Genomic DNA, 20,870 nt, shown 5'->3' with positions numbered 1-20,870 from the left:
ATATTTGCCATAGATGATACAAAAGACTCTGATGATGATAGAGGACAAAAACATTTTTGTGAAAAGTGTGGAAAACAAATAACTAGAGATATAGCGTTAAGTCTTGGAAAATATGCAAACATAAATTATGCAAGGATTGTCAGCCAACTGTTGAAGGGAGTGCTAATTAATGGGAGATAAAAAATATTATTGGTAAAACTTAAAGAAGATTTTTTTGAAGAAGATACCTTGGCATGGTTAGAAGAACAAACTAATGGTAAAGAATATTGCTTATTTTATTTAAAGTTATGCCTTAAATCTTTAAAAACTAATGGAATATTAATTAGAAATGTTGGACAAATTTTAATTCCCTATGATGTTAAGAAATTAGGTGAGATAACTAAAACAGATATAGATACTGTAACTGTAGCAATGGAGTTATTTAAGAAAATAGGATTAATACAGATTCTTGATAATGGGGAAATTTATATAACCCAATTAGAACAAATGGTAGGAAGTGAGACTAAGTGGGCTAAATATAAGAAAAAAGAAGAGAATTAAAAAAATTGGACAATGTCCAATTACTGTCCAACATTAATCCAAAAAATGTCCATACAGAGATAGAGAAAGAGATAGAGAAAGAGAAAGATATAGAGAAAGATATAGAGATAGAGGTTAGTACAACTAAAGTTGCACTTATTCCAAAACATTTGGAATGTATAGTTATAGCCTGGAACAATCTTAACTTATCTACTATAAAATCTATACAAAATACTAGATTAAAGTTGTTAAATGCAAGAATAAAAGATTATGGAATAGATGGAGTATTACAAGCTATAAACTATATAAAAGAAAGTAGTTTCTTAAAAGGGCAAAATAATAAAAATTGGACTATTACTTTCGATTGGCTTATAAAACCCAGTAATTTTATTAAGGTGCTAGAAGGAAATTATACAGATAAGGAAGATGGAACTAATGCAAGGAATATTAAAAAAGATAATAGAACAAGCGCAAAGCCAAAATACGACTTCTCTTGCTTCTAAACAAGTGTACAAGTGTAATAAATGTAGTGATACTGGTTTTGTGGAACACAATGGCAGATACAAGCGTTGTGAATGTGCTGAATTAGATTATGTAAATAGACTTTGGACAAACTTTGGTGTAAATCCAAAAGATCTGAAAATGCTAAAAGAGTATGAATCTTATAATGATATAACTAGACAAGCTAGGGATAAAGCTATTGATTATATTAAAAGTTTTAATAGTATAGAAAAAAATAGAGGTAATGGGTTCTGCGTTATGGGACAAAGTGGGGCTGGCAAGACACATATTATAACTGCTATTGGTAAAGCATTATTAGATAAAAAAATTCCTGTTGTGTATATGCCCTATTTAGAAGCCATTAGAGAGTTGAAAAGTAGTGTATTAGATATAGAACACTATAATAAATTAATCAATCGCTACAAGGGTGCTAGAGTGCTTATAATCGATGATTTATTTAAGGATAAGATTAGAAGTGGAAAATTAATAGGAGAATTAAAAGAATCTGATCTGAAATACATTTACGAAATATTAAATTATAGATACCTTAACTACTTACCAACTTTAATAAGTACGGAGTGTACTCCACACCTATTAATACAGCTCGATGAAGCACTTGGAGGGCGTATTTTAGAGTGCTGTGGTAAAAGATTTGGAGTGGTTTTTAAGGAAGATTGTAATTACAGATTAAGAGAGTTTATGTGATGAATAAGTTGTTAAAAATAATAGAAGTAATCCCATATAAAACGTTTAAACAGAAAATGAAAATTACAAAAAGTTTAACTGGTAACTACATAATAGAAGACTTAGGAAACTTGTTATATATACAAAGATGGGAAGTAGAGAAGTAGGTAATATAAATGGTAACGATAACAGGAATAAAAAAAGATAAGATTATAGAAATTTTAAGGAGGAATAAAAAAATGGTTAATTTTGATTTATTACAACAAGGACATTTGTTTAGCATACAAGTAAACGGAAAGGAGGTTATCCCCCTTTCTGAGGAAGAAATTATCTTCGTACATGATAAATATAGACAAGCTTATAAAAAGCCTTGTGTGGACGATTTAATGGAGAGAATCGAGGAATTAGAAGATGAGCTAATATTAAAAGATTCCGAACTTGATGAATTAGAAGAAAAATATGAAAGTCTAGTTAATTGGGCAATAAAGGCAAAACAGACAAAAGAAGAGTTAGAAAAAGATAATAGGGAATTAGTAACTAAAATATATTTTTTAAGAGATGAATTAAATGATTGGAAAAAAATGTGTAAAGAACTTAAAGGAGAAAATTATGACAGATAAACAACTTAATATTTTTTGGATAATTACTTTAGGAATTGCCTTTGTGATAGCTGTAATAGTCGTATTTAAATAAATGGAGAGATAGAAATAAAAAAAGGAACGCATCTTGGTAAGGTTTATGAAAATTTTAAAAACATTTTGTATATCCAATGCGAAAATAGGTTAATAACAGTTTATAAAGATATGAACAATATTATAAAGTGTAATATAGGTTGTAAAAGCGGAATGACTCTAGAGGATTTACTGCAAAGAATAGAAGAAAATGGTGGTATGAATGAACATAGAAAAGAGTATGTAAGAATAATGGAAAATGCACATTTGTTGTTAGGGTAGGTGAAGAAAATGAAAAGATGGAAAGTTTTTGACGATTTAAAAGAAGATATATTGGAATTGGAGAGTATCCTATGAACCATAAAAAAAGAGATATAATAAATAATATTGCCGAAGAAATTAGAGTTCTTTTAAATATTACAAAAAATAAATTTAATATTGAAACTATTGTAAAAGATTTAAATGGAAATATAATAAAAGATTATTCCAGTTTTAATGAAGTTACTATAACAAAATCCTCAGATGATAATTTCGAAATATCTCTATCAGATGTTTCCAACTATCAAAGGATAAGATTTTCAATAGCACATGAATTAGGTCATTTATTTCTTCATATGAATTACCTAGATGAAGAAAAATGGAATAATATAGAAATAGGAACAAGTCATGCTAGAAATACAAATATACCTTATACTGAGTATGAATCTGAAGCAAATGAATTTGCGGGAGCATTTTTAATGCCAAAATCAGAATTTATAAAAGTTGCAAATGAAAATATTGAAGATAACTATTATAATTTAAAAAATATATCTGATGAATTTGATGTGTCGATAGAAGTTGTTAATGCACGAGGGAAAACATTAAAGCTATGGACTTAACTAAATAATAAAGAACTCTCAATTTCAGATGAGTTAGCAGAAAATGAAATGAAGTGGTTCTAACGAACAAACATATCGAGAATATATAAGGGAAACAGAAGAAGAATTTGGAATGGGAAAGAAGGATATAGAGGAATTAACACAAACAGAATTTGAAGACTATTTAAGATTGTTAGATTGGTTGTGGACAAAATAAAGAAAGGTGAAAAAAAGGAGCGTGCGAGTATGAAAAAACGTTATTATCTAAAAGAGAAAAAAAGATTAAAAAGAGAAATTAGAAAAGAAGAAAAAAATCCTATTTTTGAACCAACATTACTATTCTTTACGGAAATGATAAGATTGAGAAATTTAGATAAATTAAGTTGGCTAGAAAGAAAATGGAAACATGGAAAGAAAAAGTTTAAATAAAGTAGCTTATAAGAAATTAAGTGGGGATTAACCCCACTTTTTTTATATATGTATATCTGCAAAATCGCAAAACAAGACTGTAACTGGTACTTTAAATTCTTTTGCTAAAGTATTTAAGACTGGTAAGCTTGGATTGCTTTTTTTACCTCTTTCCAATTGGCTTAAATAGGATGGACTAATTCCTGTTTTTTCCCCTAATTGTGTTATTGTTAAGCGTTCTTTTATTCTTAAAAGTTGTAGTTTTTTCATGTTCACACCTCGTATATTCTTATATTAATTATAGCATATTACAAGTAGTGGTAACAATAAAAAGACCTCCAGTATATGGAGGTTCTCTTTTTTAATAATGATGTTTAAGATGTACATGTACTTCTAATTTTTTCTTTTTAGAAGTAGATTTTTTAGCTCTTCTTTTTCTATGTGTAGTTCTTTTTCTTACATAACCATACGCATAAGCGTGAGTTCTGGACGTTCTTTTTCTTTTTCTTCTTCCGATAGCCATAGTAACACCCCCTTTCTAATTTTATTATATAATGGTAATTGGGCATTAAATATATTAAATTATTAGCCTAACCTTGGGGATTCTTCCTGTTCTACTGTTTCTAAAATGGTATTAGCATCTTTAACAATAGGAGAAAGCTTTGGGTCTGTAATATCTGTTATTTTATTTACTGCTGTTAATACATTAGATAAATCTTTTTCTATAGATTCTAGTTTCTTGGAATGTAAATTTATATGGTATTTATGGGTAAGTAGAGTAGACACAAAGCCTACTACTGCTACACCTAATGTTATGTAATTAGTATCCATTTACGTATGCCTCCTAATTATTTATATATTCGCCTGTTAAGAATAATATTGCTTCGTTTTCTCTACGTTTTTGCAACCCAGGTAAGACGACTCCATCGCAATGATCCCATGCTGTAAAATCGGCTGTTATAATCGCGTTATTATCGCAAGTTTTTATATTTGCAAGTAAATCGGAATTTTTAAGAGCATCGACACCAAGGTTGTAAGCAAAATCGACAAGAGAATCAAATTCATTTTGGTTTAAATTTAATCCTTGGGTTAAAGGAGTAATTTGTAAGGCTACTTCATTCAATTTGTTTTCTAAAATTGTTTTGGCTTGGGTTTCGGTTAGGGTAAAATTAGGCTTGTTATTGTAATAGCAGAATCCGTAACCTATTGTCCAATTTCCGCCTGCATCTTGGTACGCTGTAGGACTAAAACCTTCGTAGCTAGCTGTAAATTCCACTAATTTTTGCGAAACTGTTGTTATATCTGGACTAACTTGGGTAAAATCTGCATCTATATATCCATTAAACGGTTCGCTGATTTGATACCAATTATCCACCTTAGATACAATCTTAAATCTGCGTCCAGTTTGTAGTCCTCCTATAACGGGAGAATTTACATTAGGGGCTTGTCTTACATTTAGTCCTACATTAGAAGCATTAGTAACACCATAGTTATAGATACATTGTTCTACTGGAGTTACTGGTTCGGGTTTTACAGTTTCTATGTTAGTAGTTTTAGGATCTACAGGAATATCTACATTAAAGTAAAATTCTCCTGTTTTATCATCTTTGCATATTGCTAAATTTAAATTTTTTATTCTCATGTGATCACCTCTATTTTAAATTTTGTTGTATTACAAATATAAAAATACTCACCATTGCCCCAGCCGAAGTTATGCCCACCCACTTTAAAATCCCTGTTAAATTATCTAATTTTTCCATTAGATTATTATGGCGTTCTTCTGTTCGTATCGAAGTTTTTTCCAACTCCGAGATACGCTTTTCGTGGTCATGCAGAGTTTCCTCCATGGCTCTACCTCCTAACTGTTAATAATTTCTTGGTATTGTTGTTGAGTTATTAAGCCTTTTTGTAGGCATTCTTGTATTTGTACTTTTGTAAATACTCCAACATCATAAAACATTTTTAAAAATTGGAACTCCATTAAATCACCTCCTTTTTTAATTGTTATTATATTCACGCCATAGAAACATTTGGTATTCTGCTGTTCTACGCCTAAATAAGCCATTAGACACTTGGTAGCCTATATGATCCCATGCTGTAAAATCGCCCTCTATATAGCCTGTGGATTGGCAAGTTTGTATATCTTGCAATAAATCGGATTCCTCAAAACTAGGAAATCCTAAATTAAAGCTAAAATCTATTATTGCATCAAACTCCCATTGTGCGAGATTTAAATAAGGGTATTTATAAGCCAGTTGGTCGGATAAACCTTGTAATGTGTCTTTAAGCTGTTGCCAAGCGTAGGCTTGTGTTTCGGGGGCAGGCTTAAATCCATAAGTACAATGTCCATATCCAACTGTCCAGTTACCTCCACCATCTTGATATGGAGTTGCAGAAAAGCCCTCCCAAGATGCTGTAAAATTAATTAAGTTATTGGAAAATGTCGTAATAGGAGAAGTTTGAACATAGGTCTGATTTACAGGTATATAACCATTCATGGGTTTGGAAATACCGTAGAAATTACCTTCTATGGAGGAAATATAAAATCTTTGTCCTACCTGTAAACTCCCAATAATACTACTATCACTCGGGCTAGAATAAATATTACATGCCCCTTGGGATACAATGCTTCCATACATACCTGTAGTTACCGTTCCTTGGGTATCCGATGGCTGAGTTTGGCTAGATGTTTGGGGATTACTATTAGTAGTACCTGAAGAGCTTGAACCATTCCCAACATTATAAATTTTTATTATTTGTCCAACATCTATTACATTAGGATTAGTAATATCATTCCATTGTTGCAACTGTTGAACTGTTACTCCATACTTTTCTGCAATACCACTTAAAGTATCTCCTGGTTGTACTGTATAAGTCGTATAGCTAGAGGTATTAACTTGCCCTAGACTTAACACATTCCTACACGCAACCACTTCGTAGGTGCTAGAAATACATACGCCATGTTGTGGGTCTTCGGCATTTATTATTTGGTTATTTCCTAAATAAATACCAACGTGGTCGGGTGCTGTAGCAGAACCAATTTCAAAAACTAAATCTCCTGGTTGCATATCGTTTAATGGAACAGCAGTACCTTGTGTAACCTGTTGGTATGTTGTTCTTTCCAAGTAAATCCCAAAATGCTTAAATACGTATTGCACAAATCCACTACAATCAAATCCATTTGGAGATGTGCCTCCCCAAACATATGGATCGCCTAAGAATGTTTTCGCATAAGCAATAATTTCGTTAGCTGTAACACTAGAATTATTCTTCGAAGATCTAGAATGTGAACTTGATGAACTAGAGGAATTGGAGTTGGAATTATTAGAAGTAACAGGTTGCGAATACACACAGGCATTCGAAATGCTAACAGTTGTATTATTGTATGTTGTATTCCAATCTGTAGCAAAGCTAATGTACATTTGACAGGTAACATTAGCGTTAGGAGTAAACTTAGTGCTTAAAGTCTGTTCTCCTTCTTGGACAGCTATGGTTTGCATACTTGACACAACATTCCACCCTCCGCCAGGCTCTAATAAATAAGCTGTTAAAGTTCTTTTTTCGGAGGAGTTTAAAGTGATCTCGAAATAATATTCCGTATCTGCTACTAAAGAAATATCGTTTATATTATATATGGACGCAACAGTATCGGTTGGAGTTCCACCCGAGATAATATCTCCCGAACTAATTTCTGTGACTAATAACGAGCCATTATTTAAGCTTAAACTTAAATTAGAATTATCTCCTAAAGCGTATATTTCCCACCCTGTTTGGCTTAAGGTTTGGGCTGTTTGCATATTAGAATTAAATACATACTTTTTGCCTGAGTTTTGCGATGGAGTAGAATTATGGGATACAGAAGGAGTATTGGAAGAACCCGAATTATTAGAACTATTAGGATTAGTATAAGGTTGGTTTACATTAAAAATATTAAATAATTCTGCAAGTTTTATTGTTTCCTGTAAACATTCGCTAGTTAAAATAGCATTATTATTAGTTTGGGGCATTGTTAACTTCCTTTAAAGCTAAAGTTAAAGTTAAAACTTGTGTCGCTAATAAATTAACTTGTGCGTGTAATGTACTGAAATCTGTACTAGGATTGGTTCTAGTGTTTTCTAGTATTTCGCACTCTTTTAATAATATATTAGCTTGTGTAATTAACATACCTGGCGTAATGTTTTGAAAAAAAACTTGGTGATTCAATTCGTTTTGTATTATGTAATCCCTTGTTTCTACAGTTAAAACTACAAAATTATTTAATGGTTGGTTTATATAAAATCCAGTAAGACTATAATCTGTCGGATTATATGTAGCAAATAAATTCATGATCTTTACCTCCTATTCTCCTACAACTACAAGAAAAAATGAGCCTGTTAATCCCCAAGGGTTAAATACTTTTATTTGGCTGTTAGAACAGCCAGGAATACAAGCTGTATTACCGAAAGGGGTGGTATTAGTGGAACTTGGCAATTCCCAACACCCATCGTTCGCTTGCACTCCACTTGGAGTTATTACTGGATAGCAATATTTATTAAAAGCGGTAGGAAAGGTTATAACTTGTATCTGTCCACTTTGTAAAATTAATTCTGTTGCATAGATTTTTAATCCGCCATTTTCCCCAGTTGTTACATTCCAATTAACTAGATCCCCCATAATGCTAGGGTTTATAGAACTTGGGTATTGTGTAGTACTAAAAACTGGAACTCCTTTAGAAACTATATTATAAATTTTATTTAAGTCTGTTAAAATTGCATTTAATTGTGTGCTTTCGCCTGCACTTGCACTAGCCCACCCACATAATTGTGGATTAGAACGGGTATCTGTAATATTATTACTGGTTACGGAATTAGCGTTTGCTGGCACTAGAACGGTCGCTAAACATAATTGTGTAACTGTGCTATTGCTAATTAAGTCGGGTGCTGTAGGACTACTGGAAGGCGTACCAGTAACTGCTGTTAATGTAATGCTAGGATTAGCCATGTTTAGCTCTACTACTATGTTATCTATACGGGAATAATTAGAATCTGCACTAGCTAAGCTAACATTACTAGAATTATAGTTATTAAGCCATCTACCATTTATTACTGCAATTCCTAGATTTACATTTACGGATAATCCATTACCTGGTGTAACTTGCATTGCCGAATTAGTGGCATTTGGGAATACACCATTAGCGATAAATCCACTAAAAAAAGAACTAAAATCCGAAGCGTTATATGTTGGAGCATATCCTCCCCCAACTGCTTTAGCATTAAAAAAACCACCTTTATAAGCCATCTTTTCCCTCCTTTTAAATTTATATTTAAATTATAATAGTAAAAAAAGGCATAAAATATATTAAATTAACTTAAAGTAACACCTAGTTTATCCTCTAAAGTTGGAAGTGGATAACCTAAACTAGCTTGTGCTATAAAGCCATTTGTAGAATACTGTAAGCGCAATTCTCTTATCATAACATTTTCTTTAACTCCCCATTCGTTATTAAGATAGGTTACAGAATCTCCTAAACTAAAATCTATGTTTAACTGGAAGTCCGAACTTAATTGTATAGTTCCTATTAAGTTCTTAGTTTCTGCTTGTGTTATAAGAGTGTTTTCTCCTATTATAGTAAATACATCTACATAATTGCTTTTAGTTAACTTAACTGTAGAGCCTTGTTCTAATGTTCCACTTGTACTGGTTTCATAGCGGTTAAAACCACTAGCTTCTCCTACAATTACTGTTTCGGTTGTATCTCCAATTTGTCCATACACATATACTACATTGGCAAAATTAGAAATACTATGCGTATAGCTTTGGGATTGTAAATTATTAAGGTTAGGAGAAAAAACAACAGCAGAATTTTGGCTTTGGTTTATAGTTCTATCCGCTCCTCCAAAGACATTGTATTGGAATGTTTGGGTACTTAGATTAAATGTTACGTTTTGCCCTAAGTTACGGGCATTTAAAACAGTTTCGCACACCTCTAGTATAGTTGGATAGTCTTCCGTATTAGTAAAAGTTATAGGAGCGCCTAAGCCTTGTACTGGTGCAGTTGTTAAATTAGGATATTGCCTTTGGGTAGGAGCATATTGTGCACAGTTATTTGCTACATAAGTTTTAGCTATAACCTCGGGTGTAGTATCTGTAAATCCATAGTTAGGTAGTAAACACATACGCTTGCTAAGCCAAAATAATGGATTTTTACCCGATACTTGTAATGTTACTACGCCATTACTTTCCTCCAACTTTTTAGTTGTTATTATAAAAGGTTCTGTATTTTCTACCCCTAGCGTTTCGGGGCTATGTATAGTAAGCATATAATCAACTTGTAAATAACTCGATACCGCAGGTGTATAAGGAACAGTTAATGTAAAAGTAGATACACTAACATATTTATACACAATTAGTAAGCTTTCTATTTCGTCTATCTGCCCAATTAATTCATATTTATTATAATTATTTAAGCTCCAAACTGCTAAATATAATTTATTAGTAGAAGTAGCAAAAGGTGAATTTAAATCCATTATATTAGCCATTATATAACCCCCCAATATTCATTTGTATATGTTATATATCCTGTTACTTGTCCAAGATTACCCGAACTACAGGATAAACTAAATTCGTTATTCCCTGGTTGTAACTCCAACCAAGAGGAATTTATTAAATCCACAGAACTTAAAGCACTACTGGAGGTATTAGAATTACTTATAATAACAGATTTTTCCCCATAGCTGGTACAAATAACTAAAGTATCCCCAGGATTTAATACTTTTGTAGATTTTAAAGCGAACTGTTCTTGAGTTACTGTATTATGGATACTAAAACCTTGAACTGTATCTTGAAATGTAAAAGTAAACGTTAAACCGATGTTAGTATTCCCATGGTTAACAAGTTGTATAGGTTTATAAGCAACTGGATAGCCAAATATAAGCGGGTGATTTGAAGTGCTATAGAAAGGGAAGGTAAAAGAATCCTTAAATCCCTCGAACGATACAGTTGTAGGAATAATATCTGTCCATAAAGTATTTGGAGCGAGTAAAGAAATTGTAAAGTTAACAAACATCTTGTTTCTAGAACTCCAATTCTTACCCCATGTAACAATAGAATTACATTTAGTTGTAATTTGGTAAATTTGTTCGGTTGTTTCTGCCTGTACATTTACATTAGAAAACGGAGCTGTAATGTTTAATAAGGTTTGTTTATTTACTTCTAAACATTCTTTTGTTCCTCCTGTAACTGTTCCAGTTATTATTAAGTTTCTCGAAGCTACATTTGTAGCTGTTACAGTAGACCCTACTTGTTTAGTAGTTTTACTGGTTGTGTGGCTCATGTTTACATTGTCGAACACATAATTTGTAAGAATAAAATTACAATTATCGAATGTAAATTGTATATTATTAGTTGTATTAATTAATGTTAAAGTTTTAAGCATTATTACCTCCTAGTATAGTCCATTTGCCATATTAATTGACCATTGTTGCATTTGATTATAAGTTTCTAAAGGGTCTAAAGTTTGAGGGCTGTGTATATGTAATTCTCCAATTGTAGGAATACTTTCTATAGGTGAAGTATCTGGTTGAGTTGATAGAGTTGATAAATTAGTAGATGTAGTATTAGTTATATTTGTTGTACTAAAATTATTTACAGTTGGTAAACTAGTAAATCCAGTCGGCATAGACATAAATAAACCACCTGTTGCATTATTTATCATTCCACCAACCGAACCTAACTTACTAGTAATATCATTCCAAATGCTCGAAATAGTGTTCCAAATATCATCGAAGATATTAACTACATCATCATAGAGTGCTTCAAATTCTTCAATTACAGTGGATACAGTATCTTGTACTGCATTAACAGAAAATGAATATATGTTATTCCAAATTGATTCAATTATGTTTTCTAAGGTTTCTATAACCTCTAAAACCCCATATTTTAAGCTCTCCCAATCATTAATAACATTTGCTTTAATTTCCTCTACTACTTGCCTAATACCGTAATATATAGAATTCCATTGTTGGATAGCTTCATCTTTTAAAATGGTAATAGTTTGTATAATACCAGTAACGATTCCATTCCAAATCATTAAGGTGTCAGCTTTACATCTCCCACAATAATACTTAATCTTATTTACTACCATATTCCATTGCTCACTGGCTTCACTTGTTAATGTTCGCCATGTTTGGACTAATCCATTTTTTATCCCATTCCATATCATTAAAGTATCAGCCTTACAACGCCCCCAATAATATTTTATTTTATTAATTACTTCATTGAATTGTTGCTTAGCTTCGCTAGATAAAAGCCTCCATGTATTACGTAGTCCTGTCATTATTCCATTCCAAATCATTACTGTATCAGCTTTACAACGTCCCCAATAATACTCGATTCCGTCGACTGCTTTTTTAGTAATTCCTCGAATGTTAAACCAGTTATGTTTCCAAGCTTCGTACAGTAGTACAACAGATGCAATAATACCTAGAATAACTAAACCCATAGGGTCCATAGAACTTATGACTCTTAAAATTATATTTTTAACTACGGGTAATCTTTCCCAAACCTCAATAAATGTAACTACACTTTTTGTTAAAATAGCTATTGTAACTCCAATTTCCACTAATTTTATTCCTACTTTAGCCAACCATTCTATTTTATTAACTAGCCACTGGTTAGATTTTATTTTATCTACTACACTTACTATTTTTTCTACTATTTTTAAAATAGATGGTAAGATAGCATTCGCTAAAGGAAGTAAATCCTCTCCTAATTTAGCCATATTGTTTTTAAATTCTGCTATGTTTTTTTCGTATTGCCCTGCTTGGCTTTTTAAATATGTAGATGTTGTTCCAAAGGTTTTATTCAATTGTCCTTGGAGTGCATCTACTTTTATAACTGCTTGTTGGTAAGAATCTAATTTATTATAAGATGTATGCCATTGGCTATTTAACGCTGTTTGGTTTAATAATGTATTAGATAAATTAATTCCTAGGGATTTTAAAGCATAGGATTGTCCAGCTAACTCTTGTCTAATTGCATCAGCACCTTCGGAAAAGGATACAGCCCCACCAGTAGCTAATTGCAATTGGTTAGCCATATTCATTATTTGCGTAGTTACACTCGCTATTTGTGTTTTAGTTCCACCATATTGGCGTAAGGCTAACCCTAATGTTTGGGCTGTTGGTAACACTTCTTGTAAAGTTAAATTAGCATCATTGGCGTTTTGAGTAAAATTTTGAATCGCTTCCGCTCCTTGTTTACCAAAGGTTTCTGTTAAACCAATACCTGATAATTCAACCTCTGCTCCAGTATTTAATAATTCTCCCATGGAGGAAGTTATCATTTGTATAGACGTCATAGCCATGGTTGCAGTAGTCCACCAAGATTCACCATAGCTTTTTATATTGCTAGACATTATTCCAGTTTTCTCACTAGCAACTTCCGCTTTATCTGTTACACTATTAAATTCTCTTCCTGTTTCTTGCGCAGTTATTTGGGTACGATTAAAATTAGCTTGGTCTAACATTAACGATTCTTGTAATCGGGAAGATGCGGAAACAAGTTCGTCTATTGTATCTTTTAATTCCTCATTTGCTTGTGCATCTAATTTACCAGCTTTATTTAATTTATTATAACTTTCAACAACTCTATTAATATTATTTTCTAACGCTTCCGTATCGTTTTTAAATTGGTTAACTCCTTCCCTTTGGGTACTGGTTAAATCTTTATATAAAGTTTGTAGTTTTTTAACCCTAACCCCCTCTCTCTCAAGAGCTTGGTATGTTTCTATTAACTTTTCTTTATATTCATTCATAGCTTCTTGTGAAGCTGTTAAGGACTTTCTATTATTATTATTGGCTTTTGTAGATTCTTCTACAGTTTCTATTTGTTGTGCATACGCTTCAATATATTCCATAGCATCTGCATTATATTCAGATACATCATTTTGGGAATTTTCTACAGCATTATTAAATTGTTGTTGCTTAGCTGTTGCTGTTTCCATAGCATCTCCTAGATTACCAATAGCATTGGAAACTTCCAAAAATCTAGCTTGTAGGGCTTGGAGGTTATATTCTAATTCTCCTACACTTTTAAATTCTGCTTGTTGTTGCTCTGTTAAGTCTTCCCATAATGGAATATTATCTTGTAAGGCTTCCTGAGATTCGGATAAATCTATATTTAAACCTCTACTTTTCTCAATCATGCCTTGCAAAACTTCTGTACTTGCTTTTATTTCTGTTTCAAATTCTTCTAAAGTGTAATAATCTAAGTTTAATCTTTCATCAAATTCTCCTTGCTCCGAAGTTAATCTTGCTAAAGCATCTTGATAAACATGAGTAGCATTTGTTAATTCCTCCATATCTTGAGCCATTGCATGGATTTGTTCCCCATTATAGTTAATAATAAAATCATGTCCATCAACTTCAGCTACTTGTTGCTCTAATTCTGCAATGCTTTCCTTCATTGTTTCTGTATATTGAACAACTTCTTCAACCTTTTCTCCTACAACTTCAAAATTATTGCCTAACTCTAAAATTTCTTGGTCGGCTTGTTCAGCTTCGTTGAGTATATCAAAAAAGCTTTCTGCTGTTTGTTGGGCTGTTTCTTTAATTTCTTCGGTTACTTCTTCTAACTCCTCGGGATTGTTATTAAGGTTTATTTTTACTGGAACCTTAACATCTTTTAGCTCATCTGTTTTATCAATAATCTGCTCCATGCCCTCGTCGAACTGTGTTAAATCTAATACTACCTTTGCCCTTAAAGGCGCAAGTTCTAAGCTTCCTTCCTCTGCCATTAGTAATCACCTCCAAATGCTTTTATAGTTTCTTCTGTTGGAATAGTTATTTGTAAATCATGGATATTTTTTAATATTTCTTGTCCTTTTTCACTCGATTTCATATGGTGTAACCATGAATCTCTCCTATAGACAAGAAACTCGTAATAATACAATTTGTTAATTTCGGTAAAGTTAAGTCCTGTATAATCGGCTATAAGTTTATATGTACTTGTATAGGCTTTAAAACTATCATCTTGTTCCCAAGGTTCACCCTCAAAATAACGCCTAGTAATTGCCTTACCAAGCGCATTATTAGGGATTGGGAAACCTACTTTTTTTCAGTATCTGTGATTATGTTTCCAAAATATTCAATTAAGGCTGTTAATTGCTTAGAATTAAAGTTTTCTTCTATAAATTTCATGCTTATTTCTTTTTCTTCGATATTAGTATTTAACCATTCTATAATTAATCCTAATACAGTTTTATTTATTTTAAGGGCTTGTTCTTGTGTAGGATTCTTAATATTTTTAAACTTGATTAAAGAATTTTGATACTTTAAAGTTAAAGCTAAAGTTAAAGGTGGAAGTGTTATCCTGTCCTTATTTGGTAAAATTATTTCCTCATTTTCTACAAAATTATTTTCTATAAGATTTAACATTTATAATTCCTCCTAATTAATTAGATTTGTAAACTATTTAAATTATTATCTATAAACATACTTTTTATGGTTACCGTATGTTTGCTTAATGGTGTAGTAGAATTGTTACCTAGATAAACTATAAAACGCGCGCTTTCTAAGGTTTCTGTTAATGTAAATTTACCTTTTATGGTGTTTGTACCTTCTTGTAAATTGTAAACAGTAGTAAAAACTGGGGAAGAAGCAGATGGATTTTGCAATCCGATTACTATTTGCCTAGCTATAGTAGAATTTAAAACTACTGTATAATAATAAGTTACATTCTCCGCTAATGGGTTGGTTGTAGAATAAACTTGTATATTCCAGTTAGCTGTTCCTCCATTGCTTATATCAACTTGGTATCCATTGTTTAAACTTGCACTTGCTTCGGCTGTAGGAGTATCAATGTAAGATGTAGTTCCGATTATACTTTCGCTAAAATTAGTTTCTAAAGCATTTAAATAAGTAGGAGTATATACATAAGCAGTATTATAATTATTATTTAATGTGCAATTATCAAATCCTAGATCATAGATATTTACACTTTTAACCTTCATGGATTGTGGGAAATCCGAACTTGTTACAGTACCACCAGCCGAACCTCCAATAGCTATATTTAAAATTAAATAATATGGGATAGTCCAAGGGAATTTATTAGAATCATACTCGGCTGCTAAATTCCTAGCATAACTAAAATAACTTATTCCATCTACTTGGAAAGTTATACTTTCGGGTGTCCAAATTACTCCATAAACATGGTATTGTGTGTTAGTTGTTGGTAGTGGGAATGTTGCTGTATTTGTATAGGGAACTGTTTTAAAATAGTTATCTTCGCTTTGTAAAGAACCATGTACTATATCTTGTATATTGTTCTCCATTTCCATAATATCTATCTCTCCACTTAAGGGCCATGCTCCGAATGTAGATGTTTCAGGCATCATCCAAATGGCGGGCCATGTACCTACAGCATCGGGTAACATTGCTGTAACTTCTACTTTCCCATATAACCAAGATTGTTTTGTATACATTCTTGTAGATGTATAATTTAAAACCTTAGAGCCATCGTTTATACCAGTAGCATTATATAAAGCTGTTAAGGTTAGAACTCCATTATTAACATTAACATTATTAGGGTTGGCATCTTCATAATACTCGGCTTCATGGTTTCCCCACCCATCAACACCATTACCGACATCATATGCCCATTTAGACGAATCGGGTAATCCTGTGTAATTAAATGTATCCGAATATACTAATTTAGCATTGCTTTTATCCCACACAGGAGCGTCCATAGTAGTTAAAAAATATGTTCCTGTACCTAAAGTATTAAAAGTACAATTTCCTTCTCCATCAACTTGGCTAACACCTAAAAAAGTATAGGTGTTAGTAGTTGTATCAAATTCATAAACTTTTACATTTTGGCTTAATAAATGTGGATAAAGGGTGGGATTAACTTTTACATTAACTGTATTGTTACTCATTGCTATTCCTCCTAAACATTAGTTACCATAACTTGTCCATTATATCCATTATTCTTTAAAGCTTGTGTAACAGCGTTTAAACTTGCATTAGTTGGGGTATTTGTTGGATTTGTTGTGGGTTGTGTGTTGCTAGTTGTACTACTAGATGGATTTTTTGAAGTACCTGATGAATTGCTTGAATTACTGTTTGAACTTGAATTCGTGCTACTACTATTATTACTATTAGTAGAATTAGTATTATTAGAGTTAGTATTATTAGAATTATTATTAGAGTTTGTATTATTAGTGTTTGTGTTACCAGTATTATTATTTACTGTAGGTGTACTGGGTGCACCCGAACTTTTTGGGTTATTACTGGGATTGGTTACTGTGGGTTGAGAACTGGGAGAACTGGGAGTATTGTTAATATTATTATTAGAAGAACTTGAGCCAGTTGTATTAACCTTTCCTGTAGTACCAGCCGATTGTCTTATAGAAGCCATAAAGTCCTCAACAAATAATATACTCGTCATTGTAGCATCAATTTCGTTTGGCTTATCATCAAAATTTGACGAGAATCCTTCGGTTGGTTGAGCAAAAGTTGTAAAACGAACTACTTGCCCATTAGGTAAGCTTTTATTAACTAATCTAACTAGATATGTAGGTAATATACCTTGTCCTTGCATAACAACCATAGAATCATTGTTTTCAGCTCCATAAACTGCATTTGAACCATCATTTGCAATTTCATATAAAGTTGCTCCACATAAGAGTTGATAATTCGATAAATTCCATTGTGTAAACCCAGTAGCAATAGTAATTTTATTTTGAGTCATAAAGTTTCTTATAATATTACCATTACTATCGGTAATTTCTACTATTTTAGGTTTACCCTTTATTTTAAAACCCGAACTACATACTCCAACATTGTAACAATCTTGTTCAATCTCGCTATCAGTCGGGAATGTAGTGGGTGGATTTACAATATCCACAGGATAAAAGTATAGCTTACCACCTCCAACAATATAATCTGCTGTTGCTCCTGTTGCTAGTTTTAAATTATTTTGTGCCATTTTTACACCTCTTTCCATGTTATAGTAAAATTAATTGTTTTTTCGTATGTTTTAAGCTTAGAATTATATACATAAAGCCCTCCACCTTGTCGGATAGAATTAAATAGATAACCATCTAATTCGCAAAACTGGGTTTTACTTATAAAATCCAATAAGCTAGTTAATAAGTTTTCTATTTCCATAATCAAATCGAAATTTGACCAAATTATGTTAAGAGATAAGGTACTTTCATACAAGGTCAAGTTTTTTTTACCTTGTTTCCAGTTATAGACTAAAGAAGGCTTAGTAAGATCTGTAGTAAATAGAGGAAAAATTCTATTTTCTCCGATTAAATTAATAATCTCTTGGTTATTATTTAAGAAATTAAATAGTACATCTATCATCGGTTAATTGCCTCCGCTAATATTATAGGAATTTCGCTTTTATAGGTATCTAAGGCATCTTGTAAAAAGGGAGCTGAGGTTTGTCCTCGGGTTCTATGCCACCCTTCCCATTTTTCTGTAGTACCTTGCCAGTACCCAATTGTGTTATCATTAAGCTTTTTATCTTAATTTCTTATAGTTTCCTATAAGTTCGGCGTATATCATCACCCTAATTTGAGAGTGTCGGACACTCTTGGCAAGATTATATTTATTCACTTGCTACGCTCTACATTGCTGACTAGCCTGTCGCTATCTAGTCAGTTAACTCGGTATTGTCATGATTTATAGCTACATATTTCCATGTTCTTCCTTTACGAATATCATTAATGGTAGAAGGTGCAACATGATATTGTATTGCAATTTCTTTATTGCTTTTATTAGATTCAACAAACATTCTTTTTATATCTCTAACTTCTTTTATGGTCAATTTACTAGGATGAGTGATAGCTTGAGCCCTTTCCTTTGTAAATCTACCTTTATTACTAAGAGGTTGACGCACTAATCGTTCTCCTCTGTCACCTTTTTGATAACGCCCTAAAAGTGTAGTACGAGCAATACCTGTTAATTGGCTGAGTTGAGAAAGCGTGACTTTATTACCTTTGTATTCTACAAAAATATTATTTGTTTTGTTATTGCTTTGCACTTTCATATCTACCCATCTACAATTACTAGGTTCATAATTACCATCAACATTTATTCTATCTAATGATAAATTTGGTTGATATCCATTTGCCATTGCCCAATTGTAAAAAGCCATAAAATCATTACGCCATTCGGTGCACACTTTAATTCCTCTAGCACCATAATGTGAATAATTTGCATCTTTCATATTTGTAGTTCGTTGAATCATTCCCTCCCATCTATGGTAAAGTGGAGTATTATTTTTCCCATGTTTAAACATATTATCACCTCAATAATATTATAACATAGTAAATAAGTTATGTTCACCGTAACCATATATTTTAGATTTTTACCGATTTTGCCCGATTTTTCATAATATATTTCTATATTAAGCCGCTAGTACTAACGGTGTTTGCCTTCCATCTCCATTAATAGCGTAAATACCAGTTCCTTGGTGTACATAAATACTATAAAATTCCATAAACCCAATAAGTGCTGTAATGGAATTACCATCTGAATTAATTGTGTAACCAGAGTTTTCCTCCATTAAACCAGTATCATATTTAACTAAAGAATTTTGTTTAGCTTCTTCTAATACTAATTTACCCACTTCTTCCATGCCTGTATAAGCTTTTTCTTTATAATTATTAAGAGCATTTTTAATGCTATTTAAGAAGTCTTCTGTTTCCCATGTAATTAACATATCTTAAACTCCTCGCAATGGACTACATTCCAAATTCCATTTTCCACATAATTAATTGCGAACGGAACATTATCGAGTAATAATCTGTTTTGTTCTGCGTTCAAAACTGGATATTTGGTTAATACAATAATATTAGTTGTATAAGTCCTAATATCTTTGACTGTTTTAGTAGTAGTTAAATAGGTTACTCGACCAGTTATAGTCGCTGTATCTTCCCATGCTCTAACAATAGCCCCACTCTTAGGGCTTCTAGTTTCTTGTAATGTTTGCACTACTAATTGTTTAATTACCATGCTATTCTCCTGTACTGGCTTATTTGTTGCATTACTCGAGGGGAATAATTCGTTTGTAAAGTATAACTTACACCACCAGTATTAGAAGTACTTAAACCCTCATAACCGTTAGTGTTATACAGTTCTAAAACCATAGATATTATTACTAGATAGGCATTAGGAGGTACAGATGGTTGATTTGTTAAATTTAAAAAACTTTGTGTAGCTTGTAATATGTAATAATTTAGAGTTGTTTCCTCTGCATAAGGTAACAACTCTTGTAATTGTGTTAGGATATTGCCCATTAATACCTATTACACATTCATTGTGTACTCGACGTTTGAAGGCATATCCATTGTATAAGAGCAAGTACAAGCTACAGCGTTATTTGGTAATAAATATCCTGCTCCCCATCTTAATGCTCCTTGCATAGTTTCGGACATATTTCCTACTGCACCATCTATGTATTGTGTTTTGGAAACTATATCTGCGTATCCGAAAGCATCTTCTTGGATCAACATCGCTTGTCCAGTTGGGTTAGTTGGATTTTCTCCTGTTGTTCCTGGAGTACTAGTTAATAAATTAGTTACATAAACTTCATATCCAGCTATTTCGAATCCACTAATATATCCATTAGGCTCAACTCTTGTATCTCTACCAAGTCGTTCAGATTTTTCTAATAAATTATAATAATCATAATCTATTATGAACCTTCTTCCCCTACTAGGAACATTTAACTTATTAAGCTTAGTGTTCATGTCAATTAAATTAATATAGGCATTTTCTATACTTATTTCAACTGTACCCATTTGTGTGCCTGCACCAGCAAACATTTGGCTTAAAACTTGTGTAGCAATGCAATCGGATAACGTTTGTGCATTATCTATTAATTGCTCTGTCATCACTCTCGCCGGAGAAAGAGTGTGCATAAATGGAGGTAATGTATAAGCCCAAGTCGAAACTTGGTTTAAATTAATTGTAGTAGCTTCTGCTGTAATGTTTTGGACGGGTATTGTTCCATCAAAGGTATCTGTAGTTAAAGTGTTAACTGTAGATTTACCGATAGTTGGGTAAACTATTTGGGTTCCTATAATTCTTGGGAATCTTTTAGTTAATACTGGAATGGGGGATACTTCATGGTATCTTGGTAAAAAGACTTTTTCGACTGCAATAGGGTATAATTCGCTAGGCAATAAATTTCCTATTGCATTTCCTAATGTAGGTGTAGGCATTTAATCATCTCCTTT

At 32.2% G+C, this 20,870-nt stretch carries 30 protein-coding genes; 9 read left to right on the top strand and 21 right to left on the bottom strand.

The window, feature by feature from the left end; translation table 11 throughout:
- The 9 genes from DR020_RS12365 to DR020_RS12160 all read left to right on the top strand — a co-directional run.
- Positions 1 to 180: hypothetical protein (locus tag DR020_RS12365; RefSeq protein ID WP_160110492.1), on the top strand; the 180-nt coding region annotated here is incomplete at its 5' end.
- A 9-nt stretch (positions 181 to 189) separates the two neighbouring features.
- Positions 190 to 540, top strand: coding sequence for a phage replisome organizer N-terminal domain-containing protein (locus DR020_RS12695; RefSeq protein ID WP_112366137.1), 351 nt, complete (start codon positions 190 to 192; stop codon positions 538 to 540).
- 5 nt (positions 541 to 545) lie between these two features.
- Entirely contained in the window at positions 546 to 1,022 is a 477-nt protein-coding gene (locus DR020_RS12690; protein ID WP_321523644.1) for a hypothetical protein, read from the top strand.
- Positions 955 to 1,725, top strand: coding sequence for an ATP-binding protein (locus DR020_RS12180; protein ID WP_112366095.1), 771 nt, complete (start codon positions 955 to 957; stop codon positions 1,723 to 1,725). Before DR020_RS12690 ends, DR020_RS12180 begins: the two co-directional genes overlap by 68 nt.
- On the top strand, positions 1,725 to 1,871 hold the full coding sequence (locus tag DR020_RS12175) for a flavoprotein (RefSeq protein ID WP_112366094.1): 147 nt from the start codon (positions 1,725 to 1,727) through the stop codon (positions 1,869 to 1,871). The genes DR020_RS12180 and DR020_RS12175 overlap by 1 nt, the downstream gene beginning before the upstream one ends.
- Before the next feature lie 72 nt (positions 1,872 to 1,943).
- Entirely contained in the window at positions 1,944 to 2,324 is a 381-nt protein-coding gene (locus tag DR020_RS12170; protein ID WP_146739596.1) for a nucleotidyl transferase family protein, read from the top strand.
- 183 nt (positions 2,325 to 2,507) lie between these two features.
- Positions 2,508 to 2,657, top strand: coding sequence for a hypothetical protein (locus DR020_RS12360; protein WP_160110485.1), 150 nt, complete (start codon positions 2,508 to 2,510; stop codon positions 2,655 to 2,657).
- A gap of 71 nt (positions 2,658 to 2,728) precedes the next feature.
- Positions 2,729 to 3,253: an ImmA/IrrE family metallo-endopeptidase gene (locus tag DR020_RS12165; protein WP_112366136.1), complete on the top strand. Its 525-nt coding sequence runs from the start codon at positions 2,729 to 2,731 to the stop codon at positions 3,251 to 3,253.
- A 225-nt stretch (positions 3,254 to 3,478) separates the two neighbouring features.
- Complete coding sequence (locus DR020_RS12160) at positions 3,479 to 3,661, top strand: hypothetical protein (RefSeq protein ID WP_112366135.1); 183 nt, start codon at positions 3,479 to 3,481, stop codon at positions 3,659 to 3,661.
- 42 nt (positions 3,662 to 3,703) lie between these two features.
- Here the strand turns inward: DR020_RS12160 and DR020_RS12155 are convergent, their stop codons facing one another.
- The 21 genes from DR020_RS12155 to DR020_RS12060 form a co-directional block, all read right to left on the bottom strand.
- The gene (locus tag DR020_RS12155; RefSeq protein WP_112366090.1) at positions 3,704 to 3,910 is read right to left on the bottom strand and encodes a helix-turn-helix domain-containing protein; all 207 of its coding nucleotides are present in this window, start codon (positions 3,908 to 3,910) and stop codon (positions 3,704 to 3,706) included.
- Positions 3,911 to 4,001: 91 nt separating this feature from the next.
- The gene (locus DR020_RS12355) at positions 4,002 to 4,163 is read right to left on the bottom strand and encodes a hypothetical protein (RefSeq protein WP_160110484.1); all 162 of its coding nucleotides are present in this window, start codon (positions 4,161 to 4,163) and stop codon (positions 4,002 to 4,004) included.
- Positions 4,164 to 4,225: 62 nt separating this feature from the next.
- Positions 4,226 to 4,471, bottom strand: coding sequence for a hypothetical protein (locus DR020_RS12150; protein WP_112366134.1), 246 nt, complete (start codon positions 4,469 to 4,471; stop codon positions 4,226 to 4,228).
- 13 nt (positions 4,472 to 4,484) lie between these two features.
- Complete coding sequence (locus tag DR020_RS12145) at positions 4,485 to 5,282, bottom strand: glycoside hydrolase family protein (RefSeq protein WP_112366133.1); 798 nt, start codon at positions 5,280 to 5,282, stop codon at positions 4,485 to 4,487.
- Between the two features lie 10 nt (positions 5,283 to 5,292).
- Positions 5,293 to 5,487, bottom strand: a complete 195-nt coding sequence (locus tag DR020_RS12140; protein WP_112366132.1) for a hemolysin XhlA family protein — start codon at positions 5,485 to 5,487, stop codon at positions 5,293 to 5,295.
- A gap of 11 nt (positions 5,488 to 5,498) precedes the next feature.
- Positions 5,499 to 5,621, bottom strand: coding sequence for an XkdX family protein (locus tag DR020_RS12350; protein WP_160110491.1), 123 nt, complete (start codon positions 5,619 to 5,621; stop codon positions 5,499 to 5,501).
- A gap of 16 nt (positions 5,622 to 5,637) precedes the next feature.
- Positions 5,638 to 7,647 carry an NlpC/P60 family protein gene (locus tag DR020_RS12345; RefSeq protein ID WP_160110490.1) on the bottom strand — a complete coding sequence of 670 codons (2,010 nt, stop codon included), beginning with the start codon at positions 7,645 to 7,647 and terminating at the stop codon, positions 5,638 to 5,640.
- A complete protein-coding gene (locus DR020_RS12125) occupies positions 7,634 to 7,966 on the bottom strand; it encodes a hypothetical protein (protein ID WP_112366130.1) in 333 nt (110 codons plus the stop codon). The genes DR020_RS12345 and DR020_RS12125 overlap by 14 nt, the downstream gene beginning before the upstream one ends.
- A gap of 12 nt (positions 7,967 to 7,978) precedes the next feature.
- The gene (locus tag DR020_RS12120) at positions 7,979 to 8,917 is read right to left on the bottom strand and encodes a hypothetical protein (protein ID WP_112366129.1); all 939 of its coding nucleotides are present in this window, start codon (positions 8,915 to 8,917) and stop codon (positions 7,979 to 7,981) included.
- 65 nt (positions 8,918 to 8,982) lie between these two features.
- On the bottom strand, positions 8,983 to 10,158 hold the full coding sequence (locus DR020_RS12115) for a siphovirus ReqiPepy6 Gp37-like family protein (RefSeq protein ID WP_112366128.1): 1,176 nt from the start codon (positions 10,156 to 10,158) through the stop codon (positions 8,983 to 8,985).
- Entirely contained in the window at positions 10,158 to 11,054 is an 897-nt protein-coding gene (locus tag DR020_RS12110) for a phage distal tail protein (protein WP_112366127.1), read from the bottom strand. The genes DR020_RS12115 and DR020_RS12110 overlap by 1 nt, the downstream gene beginning before the upstream one ends.
- Positions 11,055 to 11,063: 9 nt before the next feature.
- On the bottom strand, positions 11,064 to 14,414 hold the full coding sequence (locus tag DR020_RS12105) for a hypothetical protein (protein WP_112366126.1): 3,351 nt from the start codon (positions 14,412 to 14,414) through the stop codon (positions 11,064 to 11,066).
- Between the two features lie 310 nt (positions 14,415 to 14,724).
- On the bottom strand, positions 14,725 to 15,054 hold the full coding sequence (locus DR020_RS12100) for a hypothetical protein (RefSeq protein WP_112366125.1): 330 nt from the start codon (positions 15,052 to 15,054) through the stop codon (positions 14,725 to 14,727).
- Positions 15,055 to 15,074: 20 nt separating this feature from the next.
- Complete coding sequence (locus DR020_RS12095; RefSeq protein WP_112366124.1) at positions 15,075 to 16,553, bottom strand: family 16 glycosylhydrolase; 1,479 nt, start codon at positions 16,551 to 16,553, stop codon at positions 15,075 to 15,077.
- 11 nt (positions 16,554 to 16,564) lie between these two features.
- On the bottom strand, positions 16,565 to 17,605 hold the full coding sequence (locus tag DR020_RS12090; RefSeq protein WP_112366123.1) for a hypothetical protein: 1,041 nt from the start codon (positions 17,603 to 17,605) through the stop codon (positions 16,565 to 16,567).
- Between the two features lie 2 nt (positions 17,606 to 17,607).
- Positions 17,608 to 17,988, bottom strand: a complete 381-nt coding sequence (locus DR020_RS12085; RefSeq protein WP_112366122.1) for a phosphatase 2A regulatory subunit B56 family protein — start codon at positions 17,986 to 17,988, stop codon at positions 17,608 to 17,610.
- Positions 17,989 to 18,280: 292 nt separating this feature from the next.
- Complete coding sequence (locus DR020_RS12080) at positions 18,281 to 18,811, bottom strand: helix-turn-helix domain-containing protein (RefSeq protein ID WP_146739597.1); 531 nt, start codon at positions 18,809 to 18,811, stop codon at positions 18,281 to 18,283.
- Positions 18,812 to 19,036: 225 nt separating this feature from the next.
- Positions 19,037 to 19,351: a hypothetical protein gene (locus tag DR020_RS12075; protein WP_112366120.1), complete on the bottom strand. Its 315-nt coding sequence runs from the start codon at positions 19,349 to 19,351 to the stop codon at positions 19,037 to 19,039.
- On the bottom strand, positions 19,345 to 19,644 hold the full coding sequence (locus DR020_RS12070; RefSeq protein ID WP_112366119.1) for a hypothetical protein: 300 nt from the start codon (positions 19,642 to 19,644) through the stop codon (positions 19,345 to 19,347). Before DR020_RS12070 ends, DR020_RS12075 begins: the two co-directional genes overlap by 7 nt.
- A complete protein-coding gene (locus tag DR020_RS12065; RefSeq protein ID WP_112366118.1) occupies positions 19,638 to 19,928 on the bottom strand; it encodes a phage head-tail connector protein in 291 nt (96 codons plus the stop codon). Before DR020_RS12065 ends, DR020_RS12070 begins: the two co-directional genes overlap by 7 nt.
- A gap of 9 nt (positions 19,929 to 19,937) precedes the next feature.
- Complete coding sequence (locus tag DR020_RS12060; RefSeq protein WP_112366117.1) at positions 19,938 to 20,855, bottom strand: P22 phage major capsid protein family protein; 918 nt, start codon at positions 20,853 to 20,855, stop codon at positions 19,938 to 19,940.
- Between the last annotated feature and the right edge of the window lie 15 nt (positions 20,856 to 20,870).

Origin of the sequence: Sarcina ventriculi, from assembly GCF_900456775.1 — a bacterium.
Lineage (GTDB): Bacteria > Bacillota > Clostridia > Clostridiales > Clostridiaceae > Sarcina > Sarcina ventriculi.
Note: the sequence above shows the minus strand (reverse complement) of the source record. Positions and strands in the feature narration are given on the sequence as shown.